At 66.7% G+C, this 16,695-nt stretch carries 10 protein-coding genes; 6 read left to right on the top strand and 4 right to left on the bottom strand.

Annotated elements, in window-relative coordinates; genetic code table 11:
- Positions 1–28 precede the first annotated feature (28 nt).
- From AC1RWI_RS12840 to AC1RWI_RS12855, 4 genes are all read right to left on the bottom strand, one after another.
- A complete protein-coding gene (locus AC1RWI_RS12840) occupies positions 29–1,339 on the bottom strand; it encodes a TRAP transporter large permease (RefSeq protein ID WP_043345935.1) in 1,311 nt (436 codons plus the stop codon).
- Complete coding sequence (locus tag AC1RWI_RS12845) at positions 1,339–1,890, bottom strand: TRAP transporter small permease subunit (protein ID WP_043345936.1); 552 nt, start codon at positions 1,888–1,890, stop codon at positions 1,339–1,341. The genes AC1RWI_RS12840 and AC1RWI_RS12845 overlap by 1 nt, the downstream gene beginning before the upstream one ends.
- A 186-nt stretch (positions 1,891–2,076) precedes the next feature.
- Positions 2,077–3,039, bottom strand: coding sequence for a TRAP transporter substrate-binding protein (locus tag AC1RWI_RS12850; RefSeq protein WP_052494774.1), 963 nt, complete (start codon positions 3,037–3,039; stop codon positions 2,077–2,079).
- Positions 3,040–3,186: 147 nt separating this feature from the next.
- The gene (locus AC1RWI_RS12855; RefSeq protein WP_043345939.1) at positions 3,187–4,530 is read right to left on the bottom strand and encodes an amidase; all 1,344 of its coding nucleotides are present in this window, start codon (positions 4,528–4,530) and stop codon (positions 3,187–3,189) included.
- Between the two features lie 306 nt (positions 4,531–4,836).
- On the opposite strand from AC1RWI_RS12855, the gene AC1RWI_RS12860 reads away from it, so the two are divergent.
- The 6 genes from AC1RWI_RS12860 to AC1RWI_RS12885 all read left to right on the top strand — a co-directional run bounded on the left by AC1RWI_RS12860 (position 4,837) and on the right by AC1RWI_RS12885 (position 16,690).
- Positions 4,837–5,457, top strand: a complete 621-nt coding sequence (locus tag AC1RWI_RS12860) for a winged helix DNA-binding protein (protein ID WP_043345941.1) — start codon at positions 4,837–4,839, stop codon at positions 5,455–5,457.
- A gap of 105 nt (positions 5,458–5,562) precedes the next feature.
- On the top strand, positions 5,563–9,213 hold the full coding sequence (locus AC1RWI_RS12865) for a hydantoinase B/oxoprolinase family protein (RefSeq protein WP_492866773.1): 3,651 nt from the start codon (positions 5,563–5,565) through the stop codon (positions 9,211–9,213).
- 489 nt (positions 9,214–9,702) lie between these two features.
- Positions 9,703–12,066: a hypothetical protein gene (locus AC1RWI_RS12870; RefSeq protein ID WP_492866775.1), complete on the top strand. Its 2,364-nt coding sequence runs from the start codon at positions 9,703–9,705 to the stop codon at positions 12,064–12,066.
- A 21-nt stretch (positions 12,067–12,087) separates the two neighbouring features.
- On the top strand, positions 12,088–13,965 hold the full coding sequence (locus AC1RWI_RS12875; protein ID WP_492866777.1) for a GMC family oxidoreductase: 1,878 nt from the start codon (positions 12,088–12,090) through the stop codon (positions 13,963–13,965).
- 26 nt (positions 13,966–13,991) lie between these two features.
- Entirely contained in the window at positions 13,992–14,426 is a 435-nt protein-coding gene (locus AC1RWI_RS12880; RefSeq protein ID WP_043345951.1) for a hypothetical protein, read from the top strand.
- Positions 14,423–16,690, top strand: coding sequence for a xanthine dehydrogenase family protein molybdopterin-binding subunit (locus AC1RWI_RS12885; protein WP_492866779.1), 2,268 nt, complete (start codon positions 14,423–14,425; stop codon positions 16,688–16,690). The genes AC1RWI_RS12880 and AC1RWI_RS12885 overlap by 4 nt, the downstream gene beginning before the upstream one ends.
- Positions 16,691–16,695: the final 5 nt, after the last annotated feature.

Here is a 16,695-nt window from a genome sequence, read left to right on the forward strand (position 1 = left end):
GTTACTTCAGTCACATCAGTCACTTCAGTTACTTCAGCTCTTTTTGCATCACCACATCGGGCAGCCAGGTGACGATCTGCGGCCACACGGTGACGATGCCGATGGCCACCACCATCATCATGAAGAACGGCAGCGAGACCCGCGCTATGTAGTTACTGTCCTTGCCTGTCATGCTCTGCAGCACGAACAGGTTGAACCCCACGGGCGGCGTCACCTCGGCGATCTCCACCAGCAGCACGATGAATATCCCGAACCATACCAGATCGAAGCCCGCGGCCTGCACCATCGGCAGCACCGTGGCGGTGGTCAGCGCGATCATGGAGATGCCATCGAGCGCGGTGCCCAGCAGGATGTAGATCACGGTCAGCACGGCGATCAGCGCCCAGGGCGACAGGTGCATCGAGGCCACCCATTCCGCCAGCGCGCGCGGGATGCCCGTAAAGCTCATGGTCACGGACAGGAACGAGGTGGCACCCAGCACGAACATGATCATGGCGGTCAGCCGGGTGGCCGACATCAGGCTTTCCCAGAACGCCTTGCGGGTGAGCGAGCCGCCCACCCACGCCAGCGCCAGCGACGCCACCACGCCGTAGGCGGCCGCTTCCGTGGCGGTGGAGTAGCCGGTGATCATGATCCAGGTGATAAAGGCGATCAGCACGATGCACGGCATCAGCTGGCGGATCGAGGCGAGCCGCGAGCGCCAGTTGAAGGCTTCCGCCTTCGGCGTCTTGTCCGGGTTCGACAGCGCCCACACCACGATGTAGCCGGAGAACAGCAGCATCAGCAGCAGGCCGGGCAGGAAGCCGGCCAGGAACACGCGGATGATCGACACATCGGCCGAGACCGCGTAGACCACCATGGTGATCGATGGCGGGATCAGGATGCCGAGCGTGCCGGCGCACGACAGCGAGCCCAGCGTCACGCGCTCATCGTAGCCGCGCCGGGTCAGCTCGGGCAGCGCCGACTTGGCGATGGTGGCGCAGGTGGCGGCAGACGAGCCCGACACCGAGCCGAAGATGCCGCAGCCCAGGATGTTGACGTGCATCAGGCGCCCGGGGAGCCAGTTCAACCACGGCGAGAGCCCGTTGAACATCTGCTCGGACAGCTTGGTGCGAAACAGTATCTCGCCCATCCACACGAAGAGCGGCAGCGAGGCCAGCGTATACGACGCGCTGGACGACCACCACGCATTGGCCAGGTTGACCAGCGCATCGCGATCGGCAAACACCACCAGCCCCACCCAGGAGGTGACGGCAATGGCCACGGGAATCCACGCGCCGATGACCAGGAAGCCGATCATCACCACCAGCAGGATCAGGGAAACCAGGACGGTGCTCATCAGACGGTCTCCCCGAAGTCGCCGGCGGCCAGCTTGGCTTCCTGCGCCAGCTGGTAGCGCGGCTTTTGCTTGCGCGCCACGCGCAACAGTTCGTCCAGCACCGCCAGCATGAAGCCGGCACAGCCCAGCACCGCAAAGCTCTGCGGAATCCACAGCGGCACCACGATCTGGCCCTGCGACACATCGCCGATCTCCCAGCTCGCCCAGGCGAAACTGAACAAGGCCCAGGTCGCGTAGGCGGCGAACACCGCGCAGATGGTCAGCGAGATCAGCTCCAGCCACCAGCGCACGCGCGGGCTGACGGCCTCCAGCAGCATTTCCACGCGCACGATGCCGCCGTGCTGGAAGGTCTGGCCAAGTACGAGGAAGGCGGAGGCGGCGCACAGCCACGCAACGATGTCGTCGCCGCCCTTGAAGATAAACGTGGTCTCGCGCGAGAACGACATCAGGATCATGATCAGGCAGACCCCGAGGATGCACAGCGCGCCGAGCACGGCGAACAGGTCAAGCAGCCGGTCCAGCCAGCGCTTGTTGACGGAAGTGGCTTGCATGGCGATTGGGGAGGGTGGATGCGGTGAAAAAGAGGCAGTGAAAAAGAGGGCGCGGGAGGCTTGCGGCAGCAGGGCCACGGCGGCGGGCAATGCCGCCATGGCAGGATACGGACCGCTGGTTTCCCGCTACGGCGCTGACTAGGGCGCCAATGACGGCACCAATTACGGCACCAATGACGGCGACGCCTACTTCTTGTAGGCGTCCAGGATGGCCTTGCCGTCGTCGCCGGCGCCCTTGGCCCAGTCTTCCACCATCACCTGGCCAAGCTTTTGCATGTCTTGCTTCAACTGGGGCGAGGGCGGCTGCACCGTCATGCCGTTCTTGCCGAGCACGGCCAGGTATTCACGTGTCTTTTGCTCCGAGATCTGCCAGCCGCGCTTCTCGGCTTCGGCCACCGTCTTGAGCAGGGCATCCTGGGTTGGCTTGTCCAGCGCGGCAAAGGACTTCTTGCTGACCACCAGCATGTTCTTCGGCAGCCAGGCATCGACGGTGTAGAAGTACTTCACGCTCTCCCAGACCTTGGTGTCCACGCCCGTGGCGCCCGAGGACATGAACGAATTGACGGTGCCGGTGGCGAGCGCCTGCGCCAGGTCGGCGGCCTGGATGGTCACCGGCTGCGCGCCCACCAGTTCGGCGATCTTGGAGGTGGCGGGGTTATACGCGCGCCATTTCAGGCCTTTCATGTCGGCCGCGGCGTTGATCGGCTTGTTGGCGTAGATGCCCTGCGGTGGCCAGGCCACCGCGTACAGCAGCTTCATGCCTTGCTTGTCCAGCACCTTGTCGGTGACCGCGCGCGAGGCCTGCCACAGCTTGTAGGAGTCCTGGTAGCTGGTCGCCAGGAAGGGCACCGCATCCACGCCGAATACCGGGTTCTCGTTGGCCAGCAGCGACATCAGGATCTCGCCCATCTGCACCTGGCCGGTCTGCACGCCGCGCTTGATCTCGTTGGCCTTGAGCAGTGAGCCGTTGGGATGGATCACGATCTTGAGCTTGCCGCCCGTGGCCTTCTCCACGTCGGTGGCCATCTGCTGCAGGTTTTCGGTGTGGAGGTTGCTCACCGGGTAGCCGGTTGGCAGGTCCCATTTGGTATCCGCCCGCGCGGCCGACGTCATCACGGCAGCGGTGGCAAGCACCCCGCCCAGCAACATGCACTTCAGTGTGGCCTTCCCTTGCATCGATCTCTCCTGGTTGGTCGTTGCGGCTACGTTTTGTCTTGGTTTTTGTTCTGAAGTCGTCTTGCCCGCGCCACCTGGCTCAGGGGTGGCGCGGGTTACCCCGGTTCTTGCCGCGGCGCCTCAGGCGGCCGGCTTGATGATGGATTCCAATGCAATTGCCGTGCCCAGCAGTTGCGCGTCGCGCAACGCACCGTGCGAGAGCATCAGGCCCACGGGCAACTCGTCCGGCTGGTGGCAGGGCAGCGAGATGGAGCAGCCATCGAGGAAGTTGAACGCCGACGTATTGCGCAGCAGCAGGGCGTTGGTGCGGAAGAACAGTGCGTCGTCCGCCACCAGCGGGGCGATCGGCGGCGCCACCATCGGCACGGTGGGGCAGGTCACGGCGTCGAAGCCTTCGATGCGGGCCGCAACCCGCGCGATCCAGTCGAGGCGGGCGCGCATCAGGTCCACGTAGTCGGCCGCGCTCATGGCCGCGCCGCGGTCGATGCGCGAGGCGACGCGCGGATCGTATTGTTCGCGCCGCGTGGCCAGCACGTGGCGGTGGATGGCATGCGCCTCGGCGGCGGTGAAGCCGCCGCCGGCGTTGATGCTGGCCAGCTCGGCCAGCTCCGGCAGGTCGATGTGCTCGATCTGCACGCCGGCCGCGGACAGCCGGCCGAGGGCGCGGTCGAACGCGCGCGCCACCGTGTCATCGAGTCCGTCGAGCAGGACCTGGCGCGGAATGGCCAGGCGGATGCCCGCCGCGGCCTTGATGACGGGGAGCACCGCCTGGTCGGCGATCACGCTGTCCACCAGCACGCAATCCTGCACCGTGCGCGCCATGGCGCAGGCGGTGTCCAGCGTATAGGAGAGCGGGAAGGCGCCATCCAGCGGCACGCGCCGGGCGGTCGGCTTGAAGCCGGTCAGCCCGCACAGGGCAGCCGGGATGCGGATGGAGCCGCCGGTGTCGCTGCCCAGCCCCGCCACGGCCAGGCCCAGCGCCACGGACACCGCGGCGCCCGACGACGAGCCGCCGGGAATGCGCGCGACCTGCTTGTCCGCGGGGTTCACCGGCGTGCCGAAATGCGGGTTGATGCCCACGCCCGAGAAGGCGAACTCGGTCATGTTGGTGCGCCCGACCAGCGCCGCGCCACTCTCGCGCAACCGGCGCACCACCGTGGCGTCGGCCGTGGCCGCCAGCGCGTCGCTGCGCACCGGCGAGCCGGCGCGCGAGGCTTCGCCGGCGATGTTGAACAGGTCCTTGACCGAGACCGGCAGGCCCGCCAGCGGATGCAGCGGCTTGCCCGCCCGGGTGGCCGCATCGGCGGCCTTGGCGACCTGCGCGGCGGTGTCGAAGGTGGTGTGCAGGAACACGGCGTGCGCGTCCGGCTGCTGCGCGTGCTGCGCAGCCTGGGCGATCACGTCGGCGCGGGAGATCGCGCCATCGCGAAGTCTTGTCTGTAATGTATGGATATCCGTGGGCATGGGGCTCGCGATCAGTCGCGCTCAGGAGGGGTCGGATCGAGTCTATCCAGTGCGTCCGCGCTGCGCAACCAGCCCATGGCGGGGCACGCCTGCGTCCCCGCGATAGTGCGCAATCCGCGTTTCCCGCCCTTTTTTCGTGCAGAATCCACGGTGACATCCCCGATGTTTTGCTTGGATTTATTTTGTGTTTATCCTCATAATTTGTTAATAAACTGTCAAGCCAAATATGGTGGCCGGGACCTCGGGGATACACCTAGTCATCCTTGTCGTTCCGTGCGTACACCAACCCCTGAAAGGAGTGAAGACATGGCGCGTAAGCCAGCAACCGAGCCAGCAACCGAGCCAGCAACTCAGCCAGCCGCCGATCAAGCCGAGGTTGGCCACGCTCACGCCAGATCCGCGGCCAGCGCGCTGGCGCGCCCGCCCGGCCCCAATATCGTTTCGTCCTCGCACCTGGTGTCGGAGCGCAGCCCGGAGCTGTCGGAGTTCGAGTTCGGCCTGAACACGGCCTACAACGCATACAGCCGCTGGGTGGTGCGCTGCATGGGCGCCTCCGGCGTGCGCGACCTGACCTTCCTGGACGTGCTGGTGCTGCATCACGTCAACCACCGGGCGCGTCCCAAGCGGCTCGCCGATATCTGCTTCGTGCTCAACGTCGAGGATACCCACCTGGTCACCTACGCGCTCAAGAAGCTGCAAGGCCTGGCGCTGGTGGAGGGCGAGCGCATCGGCAAGGAAGCCACCTACATCACCACCCCCGCCGGCACCGAGGCCTGCGCGCGCTACCGCGAGATCCGCGAGCAATGCCTGACCAGCAATTTTTCCGCCGGCAGTGCCGAGAACGTCGAGATCGGCGAGCTGGCACGGCTGCTGCGTGTGCTGACCGGCCTGTACGAGCAGGCCGCACGCTCGGCGACGTCCCTGTAGCAGCAAGCACACCGCGCGCGGCCGGCCTGCGCCCCGGCCGCGCTGCCGCATGACCGCCCGTTTTTTCCCCGACATCTCCATCACGCCCGAGAAGGAAGCCCCCGCATGCCACAGTCGCTGCCATCCTCCGCCGCCGTTGTTTCGGACCGTCGCCGCTGGCAATTCTGGATCGATCGCGGCGGCACCTTCACCGATGTGGTGGGGCTTCAGCCGGACGGCACGGTGGTCACGCACAAGCTATTGTCCGAGAATCCGGAGCAGTACAGCGATGCCGCCGTGGCCGGCATCCGCCACCTGCTGGGGCTGGCGCCGGGCGAGCCGGTCACGCCGGCGCAGGTGGAAGTGGTGAAGATGGGCACCACCGTTGCGACCAATGCCTTGCTGGAGCGCAAGGGCGAGCCGGTGGCGCTGTTCATCACGCGCGGCTTTCGCGATGCGCTGCGCATCGCCTACCAGAACCGGCCGCGCCTGTTTGACCTGAACATCGTGCTGCCGGAGCTGCTCTACCGCGAAGTGGTGGAGGTGGGCGAGCGCCTGGATGCGCAGGGCGAAACGGTGACGCCGCTCGACCAGGCCGCGCTGCGCGCTGACATGCAGCGCGTGTTCGACAGCGGCATCCGCGCCATTGCCATCGTGTTCCTGCACGGCTACCGCCAGGCGGCGCACGAGCAGGCCGCCGCGCGGATCGCGCGCGCGACCGGCTTTACGCAGATTTCCGTCTCGCACCAGGTGTCGCCACTGATGAAGCTGGTCTCGCGTGGCGACACCACGGTGGTGGACGCCTACCTGTCGCCGATCCTGCGCCGCTATGTCGGGCAAGTGGAGCAGCAGATGCCGGGCGTGCGCCTGCAGTTCATGCAGAGCAGCGGCGGCCTGACCGATGCGCACCGCTTCCAGGGCAAGGACGCCATCCTGTCCGGCCCGGCCGGCGGCATCGTCGGCATGGTGCGCTCGTCGCAGAGCGCGGGCTTCGGGCGCATCATCGGCTTCGACATGGGTGGCACGTCGACCGATGTCTCGCACTTCAACGGCGATCATCCCAACGATTTCGAGCGTGTGTTCGAGACCAGCGTGGCGGGCGTGCGCATGCGCGCGCCCATGATGAGCATCCACACGGTGGCCGCTGGCGGCGGCTCCATCCTGCATTTCGACGGCAGCCGTTTCCGTGTCGGCCCCGATTCGGCCGGCGCCAACCCGGGGCCGGCGAGCTACCGGCGCGGCGGCCCGCTGGCAGTGACCGACTGCAATGTCATGCTCGGCAAGATCCAGCCGCGGCATTTCCCCGCGGTGTTCGGCCCACGCGCCGATGCCGCGCTGGACCGCGACACGGTGGTGGCCAGGTTCGCGGCGCTGGCGCAAGCGGTAACGCAAGCGACCGGCGATCAACGCAGCGCCGAGCAGGTGGCCGAAGGCTTCATCGAGATCGCGGTCGGCAACATGGCCAACGCCATCAAGCAGATCTCCGTGCAGCGCGGCCACGACGTGACCGGCTACACACTGACCACCTTCGGCGGCGCCGGCGGGCAGCATGCCTGCCTGGTGGCGGACGCCCTCGGCATGCAGACCGTGTTCGTGCATCCGCTGGCGGGCGTGTTGTCGGCTTACGGCATGGGCCTGGCAGACCGCACCGCCATGCGCGAGCGCGCCGTGGAGACGCGCCTGGACGACAGCGCATTGCCCGCGCTGCAAGCCACGCTCGATGCGCTGGCAAGCGAAGCGCGGCAGGAATTGCTGGAGCAGGAAGTCGCCGAGGCGCAGATCGATGTGGTGCGCCGCGCGCACCTGCGCTATGAGGGCACGGATTCGGCGCTGGTGGTGCCGTTCGGCACCTTGCCTGCCATGCGGGCGGCGTTCGATGCCGCGTACCGCCAGCGCTACGCCTTCCTGATGCAGGGCAAGCCCCTGGTCGTGGAAGCACTGTCGGTGGAAGCCATCGGCAGCAGCGAGCCACCCGAGGAGAAGCTGCCCGACGCGCAGCCGCGCTGCGGCGGCCCCGTGCCGGCGGAACTGGTGCGCATGTTCAGCGGCGGCGCCTGGCATGACACTGGCCTGTTCCCGCGCGATACGCTGCGCCCCGGCGACGTGCTGCCGGGTCCGGCCATCATCGCCGAGCGCAACGCCACCACGGTGGTCGAGCCCGGCTGGCAGGCTGAGCTGACCGCGCGCGACCACCTGGTGCTGACCCGCGCGGTGCCGCGTCCCCAGCGGCGCGCCATGGGCACCGACGCCGATCCGGTCATGCTGGAAGTGTTCAACAACCTGTTCATGTCGATCGCCGAGCAGATGGGCCAGCGGCTGCAGAACACGGCGTACTCGGTCAACATCAAGGAGCGGCTCGACTTCTCCTGCGCCATCTTCGATGCCGGCGGCAACCTGATCGCCAATGCCCCGCACATGCCGGTGCACCTGGGCTCGATGGGCGAGAGCATCAAGACGGTGATCGCGCGCAACGCCGGGCACATGGCCGATGGCGATGTCTACGTGCTCAACGACCCGTACAACGGCGGCACGCACCTGCCGGACGTGACGGTGATCACGCCGGTCTTCGACGAGGCTGGCGCGCAGATCCTCTTCTACGTCGGCTCGCGCGGCCACCATGCCGATATCGGCGGCATCACGCCGGGCTCGATGCCGCCGGACTCCACGGTGGTGGAGGAAGAGGGCGTGATGATCGACAACTTTCCGCTGGTGAAGGCCGGCGTGCTCGACGATGCCGGCATGCGCGCACTGCTGGCGGGCGCGCGCTACCCGGCCCGCAATATCGACCAGAACATGGCCGACCTGCGCGCCCAGGTGGCAGCCAACGCCAAGGGCGTGGAGGAGCTGCGCAAGATGGTGGTGCAGTTCGGCCTGCCGGTGGTGCGCGCCTATATGGGCCATGTGCAGGACAATGCCGAGGAGGCTGTGCGCCGCGTCATCACCGCGCTGAAGGATGGCGCCTATCGGTACCCGCTGGACAATGGCGCGCAAATCCAGGTCCGCGTGAGCGTGGACCAGGCCAGGCGCGAAGCCGTGGTGGACTTCACCGGCACTTCGGCGCAACTGCCCAACAACTTCAATGCGCCGCGCGCGGTTTGCATGGCGGCCGTGCTCTACGTGTTCCGCACGCTGGTCAGCGAGGACATCCCGCTCAACGCCGGCTGCCTCAAGCCGATCAACGTGATCATCCCCGAAGGCTCCATGCTCAATCCACGCTATCCGGCCTCGGTGGTGTCTGGCAATGTGGAAACGTCCTCGTGCATCACCAACGCGCTGTACGGCGCGCTGGGCGTGGTGGCGGCCAGCCAGGGCACCATGAACAATTTCACGTTCGGCAACGCGCGCTACCAGTACTACGAGACCATCTCCGGCGGCAGCGGCGCGGGGCAGGGTTTCAACGGCTGCGACGTGGTGCAGACCAATATGACCAACTCGCGCCTGACCGATCCGGAGGTGCTGGAATGGCGCTTCCCGGTGCGGCTGGAGAGCTATGAGATCCGGCCTGGCTCGGGTGGCGCGGGGCAGTGGCATGGCGGCAACGGCGGCATCCGCAAGGTGCGCTTCCTGGAGCCGATGACGGCGTCGATCCTGTCCAACAACCGCTTGCATGCGCCGTTCGGCATGGCCGGCGGCGAGCCCGGCGCGATGGGCCGCAACTACGTGGTGCGGGGTGACGGGAGCGAGCAAGCGCTGGGCCATGTCGGGCGTTGCGAGATGAAAGCGGGCGATGTCTTCGTGGTGGAAACGCCGGGAGGCGGGGGCTACGGCAAGGTGTAAGCGCCCGGCGGGGCGAGCAGGGGTGCAATGCGCCGGCTCGCCGCGCGCGCGTCACGGGTGCGGCGAATTTTCATTCCCGGTCATTTCCATTGATTTCCATTCATTTCCAACAGATCAGTCTTTCGTCACTTCCTGAGTTTTCGATCCAGTATTTTCGGCAGATTCGGCGCGCCGGGCGCCGCTGCCGGACACATCGCGTTGCAGCAAACTCCTTGACTTATCTTCAGGTGATTCCTAGGTTTATGAAGACCCTGGGGGGTGAGGCCATCGTGCAGCATGTGGCCATTCCCGGGGGGCAAGGGAGGGACCACAGTGACGCCACGCAGCAGATCAATCGTTCTTGGTATCGCATTGATTGGCGCATTGATTGGCGCGCTTGCCGCAGGCGGGTGCTCCAGGCCGGAGCCGGGCCGGGTCCTTGACGAGGCGAAGCAGGCCGGCCGGGGCCCGGAAACGTTCCGGCATGCATCGGAGGATTATTTCCACGACATGGATCGTGGCGTTGCGCTGACCCGGGAAGAAGTCGCCGGCCGCGATATGTGGCTGGTGTGGAGCGGCGGCAACGACCGGTTCTGGGACGACATGACGAACTTCACGTTCGGCGCGTTCGACCTGCTCAAGTCCATCAGCTCACATCCGAGCCAGGGCTATTCCCGCGACACCCGCTGGCGCTACCTGGGCCTGCTCAACGAGCCCTGCTTCGAAAAGCCCGCGGGGCCCGATCCGCAGCGTTTCGGGCTGTGGCTGGACCAGCGGGCCAAGGATTGCCCGGCCGATCCCTTCGAGAACGAGCAAGCCTATCCGGGCGTCAGGATTGGCGCGCGCGGCACCACGTTCGCCAATGGCGCGAAGCTGCCGGTGGGCTCTTACTACGGCTACCCCACGGGGATCATCGGCTTGCGGCTGTTTCCCAACCCGGCCTTTGACGAGAAAGCCGCGAAGGCATGGGATCCGCAGCGCTATTACACCGATCCCAAGTACTACAACCGCGCGGATCTCGTGCGGCCCTACCGCGTTGGCATGGCCTGCGGTTTTTGCCACGTGGGCCCGAGCCCGATCCATCCCCCCCGGGATCCCGCGCACCCGCAATGGCCCGAGCTGAGCTCCACCGTGGGCGCGCAGTACATGTGGGTGGACCGGCTGTTCATCCATAACGCATCGACGCCCGAAGGCCGGCAGAACTTCATGTTCCAGCTCGTGCATACCTTCCGCCCGGGCACCATGGATACCTCGCTGGTGTCCACGGACAACATCAACAACCCCCGCACCATGAACGCGCTCTACGACCTGACGTCGCGCATGGGCGTGGCCAGGCGCATCGGCGAGGAAAAACTGGCCGGGGGCGAGCTGAACAACCGGCAGCTCAACGACTTCGTCAAGACCGGCGCGTTGACGCAGTTCTACACGCCGCCCGACACGGTATGGACGCCGCACGTCCTCAAGGACGGCGCCGATTCGGTCGGCGTGCTGGGCGCATTGAACCGGGTGTACCTGAATATCGGGCTGTTCAGCGAGGAATGGCTGCTGCACTTCAATCCCATCCTCGGCGGCAAGGCGATCTCGCCCATCGAGCTGGCGGTGGCGCAGAAGAATTCGAGCTACTGGGCGGCGACGGAAGCCGGCACGATCAACATGGCGCTGTTCCTGCTGAAGGCAACCCCGCCGGACCACTTGAGCGATGCCCCGGGCGGCGCAGGCTTCCTGGCGGACGCTTCCACGCCGGCCGGCGCGCAGGTGCTCGACCGGGGCAAGGTCGTGTTCGCCGACACTTGCGCGCGTTGTCATTCCAGCAAGGCGCCGCCGCCGCCGGCCCGCCTGAACCTGCGGAACTGCGCGGGCCCGAACTATCTCGCCTGCTTCATGCGGTACTGGAAATGGACGCAGACGGACGAGTTCAAGACGCAGATGCGCGCGGTGGTCAAAGCGCCGGACTTCCTGGCGGGCAACTATCTGTCGTCCGATGCGCGCATTCCCGCTACGCTGCTGCGGACCAACGTGTGCAGCCCGCTCGCGACCAATGCGTTGCGCGGAAATATCTGGGACAACTTCTCGTCGGAGTCATACAAGACGCTGCCCTCGGTCGGGGCCGTCACCCTCAACGACCCCTTTACCGGCGAGCGCTGGCAATACCGGATGCCGGCCGGCGGCCGTGGCTATACCCGCGTGCCCTCGCTGATCAGCGTCTGGTCGACGGCGCCGTTCCTGCTTAATAACGCGCTTGGGCCCTTCAGCGAGGATCCGTCGGTTGCCAGCCGCATCCAGGTCTTCGACGCGTCCATCGAGCAGCTGCTCTGGCCCGAGAAGCGCGTGCATGACGACATCCTGGGCGCCAAGGTGCCGGGCACCATCGATCGCACCACCGAGCGCAGCCAGATTACCGTGCCGGAGGGCTTCGTGCCGGACGCGCTAAAGCCATTGCAGGGCTTCATGCACCGCTATGCGCCGTGGCTGGTGGGGGCGGGCGGCGATGTGACGATCGGGCCGGCGCCCAGGCGCATGCCGGTCAACCTGCTGGCCAATATCCAGCCGCTGTCGGAGACCAGCGATGTCGGGGCCAAGGCCGAGCATGCGGCCAGGTTGGTGGGCTTTGCGCTCAAGCTGAGATCGGACCTGGCCTCCGTGCCGGAAGGTGCGACCGACGCGGATCTGGGCAAGACTTACGCCGACCTGGTCAAACCGATGCTGGCACTCAGCAAGTGCCCGGACTTTGTTGTGAACCGCGGCCACTACTTCGGCACGGCGGAGTTCAACAACCAGGCCGGCCTGAGCGCCGATGAGCAATCGTTCGGGCAGGAGCCGGTATTGAGCGATGACGACAAGCGGGCCTTGATTGCCTTTCTCAAGACGTTTTGACGTAGGCGACGCGGCGGGGATATGTCTGCTCCAGACGAACAAGCATGGGATTACGTGATCGTCGGTTCCGGCGCGGGTGGCGGCACGCTCGCCGCGCGGCTGGCGCAGGCCGGCATGCGCGTATTCCTGCTCGAGGCCGGCAACGATGCGGGCGAGCCCGGCACGGCTTGCATGCCGGAGGACTACGAGGTGCCGGCGTTTCATGCCTGCGCCTCCGAGAACCCGGCCATGAGCTGGAATTTCTTTGTGCGCCACTACGCGGACGATGCGCAGCAGCGCAGGGACCCGAAGTACGGCGGCGAAGGCGTGCTCTATCCCCGGGCGGCGACGCTCGGCGGCTGTACCGCGCACAACGCGATGATCTTCCTCTACCCGCACGACTCCGACTGGGACGGCATTGCCGAGCTGACCGGCGACCACTCGTGGAAAGCCACCCGCATGCGCCGGTACGCCAAGACGCTGGAGCAATGCCGGCACCGTCCGCTGTGGGCGCTCGCGCGCCGCCTTGGCTTCGATCCCACGGCGCACGGCTGGGACGGATGGCTCAGCACCGAGCGCGCGTTCCCGCTGGAAGCGCTGACCGACGATGCGCTCACGCGCCTGATCCTGGGCTCCATGGAAATGGCCGCGCGCAGCGTGCCGCGGCGCCTGCATGCGCTCCTGCGCTTCTTGCGCTGGCAGGGCGATCCGAACGCCAGGATCTGGGCAAGGCGATGTTTCGAAGGCGTTTGCTACACACCGCTTTCCACACGCGGGCATGCGCGCCACGGCGCGCGCGAACGGGTGCTGGAGGTGGCGACCCGCCTGCCGTCGTGCTTGCATGTCGAGATGGACGCGCTGGCCACGCGCGTGCTGCTGGACGCGCACGGCACGGCAACCGGTGTCGAATACCTGAAGGGCAAGCGCCTCTATCAGGCCCATGTCTCGCCAAGCACGGCGCCCGGCGTGCGCCATGAAGTGCACGCGCGCCGTGAGGTGATCCTGGCGGGCGGCGCGTTCAATACGCCGCAACTGCTGATGCTGTCGGGCATTGGCCCTGCCGAGCACCTTCGGGCGCACGGCATTGCCGTGAAGGTGGATTTGCCTGGCGTCGGGCGCAATCTCCAGGATCGCTATGAGGTGGGCGTGGTAAGCCGGATGGCGCAGCCGTGGCGCATCCTTGATGGCGCCCGCTTCCAGAAGGACGATCCGGCCTATTGCAGCTGGCGCGACCGCCGGCAGGGGGTCTATACCTCCAACGGCGTGGCGATCGCGGTTGCACGTCGCTCACGCAAATCCGCGCCAGTGCCGGATGTGTTCTGCATGGCGCTGGTTGCGCATTTCACCGGCTACTTCCCGGGTTACTCCAAGCTACTCGCCCAGAGCAACGATGCACTCACCTGGGCCATTCTCAAGGCACACACGCGCAACCGCGCGGGCACGGTGCGGTTGTGCAGCGCGAATCCGCTGGAGCCGCCCTTGATCAATTTCCACTATTTCGAAGAAGGCGGGGCGGGGGCGGACGAGGATCTGCGCGCGGTGATCGACGCCATCCGCTTTGTGCGCAAGCTGGCAGCGCCGCTGGCTGAGCGCGGCGTGATCGTGCAGGAGCAGCTTCCTGGCGCGCACCTGCGCAGCGACGAGGAGCTGGGCGGCTATGTGCGCGACAACGCCTGGGGGCATCACGCCTCGTGCAGTTGCGCCATCGGCGCGCGCGCGGCGGGCGGCGTGCTGGGCAGCGATTTTTCCGTGCATGGCACGCGCGGGCTGCGGGTTGTCGACGCGTCCGTCTTTCCGAGGATTCCGGGCTTCTTCCTGGCCAGCGCGGTCTACATGATCGCCGAGAAGGCTGCCGATGTGCTCTTGCACGAAGCGAAAGCCGCGGCGAGGGTGGCGGAGAAGGCGGCGGAGAAGGTGTAGGCAGGCGGGACATTGGAGGTGCAAACATGGCATACGACGTACGCACGCTGCTGGAAATGCGCCAGGACGAGCTTGACGATCTGTTTCGCAACAGCCCGGCCGGCGATATTCCGGATGGCGAGGCCACCGGCACCGCGATCATCTCGCCCGGCACCGTATTCACCGAGAGCATCGCCAAGATGATCAACCTCTTTGCCTGGCAGGGAAAGGTCTTCGACGCCAGGCGCGGCGTTCTCAAGAACCGCGTCTCCATCTTCGGGCTCGAGGCGATCCTGGCGAAGGTGTACAAGGGCGAGAGCTGGCTTGACCAGAAGGAGTGCGTTGTCCTGGACTATTCCGCCACATCGCTGGTCGCGCATTGGATCCGTGACGAGATTCGCTGCATCGCGCCCGGCGTATATCTTGGCAAGGTGTACTGGGACAAGCATCGCCTGATCGATTTCTGCCTCGCGTTCCGATGAAGCGCAGAGCGTTCCTGGTCGCTGGCATTGGCGGGGCCGGTGCGTTGCTGGTCGGCTGGTCGGTGCTGCCGCCTCGGCAGCGGCTGGCCACGTCGCAGCCGTTGCCGGCGGTTGGCACGCAGGTGGGGCTCAATGGCTGGGTCAAGGTCGCGGCGGACAACACCGTCACCATCATGATGTGCCGCTCCGAGATGGGGCAAGGCGTGCACACCGGCCTGGCCATGGTGCTGGCCGACGAGCTGGATGCCAACTGGGCACAGGTGAAGGTTGAGCACGCGCCCGTGGACAAGATCTACAACAACCTGGAAGTCGTCGTGGAGGATCTCCCGTTCCGAGCGGACGACGACGGCGTGGCCAGGCATCTGGCCGCCTGGCTGACCCGCAAGCTCATGCGCGAGATCGGCGAAATGGTGACAGGCGGCTCGTCGAGCCTCAATGACCTGTGGAACCCGATGCGCGAAGCCGGCGCATCCGCCCGCGCGATGCTGATCGGCGCGGCGGCGGCGCGGTGGAACGTGCCAGCGGGCGAGTGCGGCGCGCAGGACGGCAAGGTACTGCATCCCTCCGGGAAAACAGCCACCTTCGGTGAACTGGCGGCCCAGGCCGGGAGGCTGCCGCTGCCGGCAAAGGTGGCGCTGAAGACGCCATCCGAATTCAAGCTGATCGGCAAGGACCTACGCCGCATCGAGGCCGCATCCAAGATCGATGGCACGGCGCGTTTTGGCATCGACGTGCTGCCCGAGGGCCTGCTGTACGCCAGCGTGACGATGTGCCCGACCCTGGGCGGCACGGTGGCGAGCTTCGACGGCGCGGTTGCCGCCGCGATGCCGGGCATCGTCAAGGTGCTCGCGGTCGATGCCTACAACGGCGGCACCGGCGGGGTGGCGGTGATCGCCGATAACGCGTACCGGGCCATGAAGGCGCTGGATGCGGTCAGGATCGTGTGGAACCCTGGCGCCGCCGCCTCGCTGTCCAGCGCGGAGGTGAGCCGCCGCCTCGCGCAGGCGCTGGATGCCTCCGACGGCCACGCCTATTACCGCCATGGCGATGTCGAAGCGGCATTGAAGTCAGCCGCCAAGCCCGTCAGCGCCGAGTACAGCGCGCCCTACCTCGCGCATGGGGCGGTGGAGCCCATCAACTGCACGGTGCAGGTGCGCGACGGCGCGGCCAGGGTTTGGGTCTCGACGCAACTGCCTGGCCTGGCGCGCCGGGCGGTATCGAAGGTCCTTGGCATCGATGCCGACAAGGTGGATGTGCAGCCGCAACTGATCGGTGGCGCGTTCGGGCGGCGGCTGGAGGTGGATTTCATCTCCCAGGCTGCCGCCATCGCGCGCGCGGGCGGTGGACGGCCGGTGCAGACGATCTGGTCGCGCGTGCAGGACACCACGCACGACTTCTACCGGCCTGCCTGCCTCTCGCGCTTCAAGGCCGGGCTCGACGGCGCGGGCAACCTGGTGGCCTGGCACAACACGTCGGCCAGCCAGGCGATCGTGCCGGCCATGCTGGCGCGCTTGCTTGGCCTGCCGGGCCTGGGCATCGACAAGACCACGACAGAAGGCGCATTCGACCGGCCCTACGAATGGCCGAACGCGCGCGTCGGGCATGTGATTGTCGACCTGCCGGTGCCGGTGGGCTTCTGGCGCTCGGTGGGCCACTCGCACCAGGCATTTTTCACCGAGAGCTTTATCGACGAGCTGGCGGCGGCCGCTGGCAAGGATCCCGTTGAATTCCGCGCCGGCCTGCTGGCCAGGCATCCGCGCCATCTGGCCGTGTTGCACATGGCAGCGGACAAGGCCGGCTGGGCAAAGCCGTTAGGGAAGACGGCAGACGGTGCCGCACGCGCACGCGGGGTGGCGCTGCACGAGGCATACGGCAGCATCGTCGCGCAGGTGGCGGAGGTATCCGTGGCGCCGGACAAGACCGTGCGCGTGCACCGCGTGGTGTGCGCGATCGATTGCGGGCTGCCGGTGAATCCGAACCTGATTCGCCAGCAGATGGAGAGCGCGATCATCTTTGGCTTGTCGGCCGCGCTGTTCGAGGAGATCACGATCGTCGACGGCCAGGTGCACCAGAAAACGTTTGGCGATTTCCCCGTCATCTTCATGAACAACTGCCCGGCCATCGAAACCTACATCATGCCAAGCCAGGACCATCCCCAGGGTGTGGGTGAACCGGGCACGCCGCCCATTGCGCCGGCAGTGGCCAATGCCCTGTTTGCGCTGACAGGACAGCGCCTGCGCGCGTTGCCCTTGAAACTGGCCTGAGCCCC

Source organism: Cupriavidus sp. MPR-AND1C, from assembly GCF_058809705.1.

Excerpts from the sequence above, each read along its gene's own strand:
- AC1RWI_RS12880 (WP_043345951.1), top strand. The coding sequence starts at position 13,992 with ATGGCATACGACGTACGCACGCTGCTGGAAATGCGCCAGGACGAGCTT.
- AC1RWI_RS12875 (WP_492866777.1), top strand. The coding sequence starts at position 12,088 with ATGTCTGCTCCAGACGAACAAGCATGGGATTACGTGATCGTCGGTTCC.
- AC1RWI_RS12845 (WP_043345936.1), bottom strand. The coding sequence starts at position 1,890 with ATGCAAGCCACTTCCGTCAACAAGCGCTGGCTGGACCGGCTGCTTGAC.
- AC1RWI_RS12840 (WP_043345935.1), bottom strand. The coding sequence starts at position 1,339 with ATGAGCACCGTCCTGGTTTCCCTGATCCTGCTGGTGGTGATGATCGGC.
- AC1RWI_RS12855 (WP_043345939.1), bottom strand. The coding sequence starts at position 4,530 with ATGCCCACGGATATCCATACATTACAGACAAGACTTCGCGATGGCGCG.
- AC1RWI_RS12860 (WP_043345941.1), top strand. The coding sequence starts at position 4,837 with ATGGCGCGTAAGCCAGCAACCGAGCCAGCAACCGAGCCAGCAACTCAG.
- AC1RWI_RS12865 (WP_492866773.1), top strand. The coding sequence starts at position 5,563 with ATGCCACAGTCGCTGCCATCCTCCGCCGCCGTTGTTTCGGACCGTCGC.
- AC1RWI_RS12885 (WP_492866779.1), top strand. The coding sequence starts at position 14,423 with ATGAAGCGCAGAGCGTTCCTGGTCGCTGGCATTGGCGGGGCCGGTGCG.
- AC1RWI_RS12850 (WP_052494774.1), bottom strand. The coding sequence starts at position 3,039 with ATGTTGCTGGGCGGGGTGCTTGCCACCGCTGCCGTGATGACGTCGGCC.
- AC1RWI_RS12870 (WP_492866775.1), top strand. The coding sequence starts at position 9,703 with ATGGATCGTGGCGTTGCGCTGACCCGGGAAGAAGTCGCCGGCCGCGAT.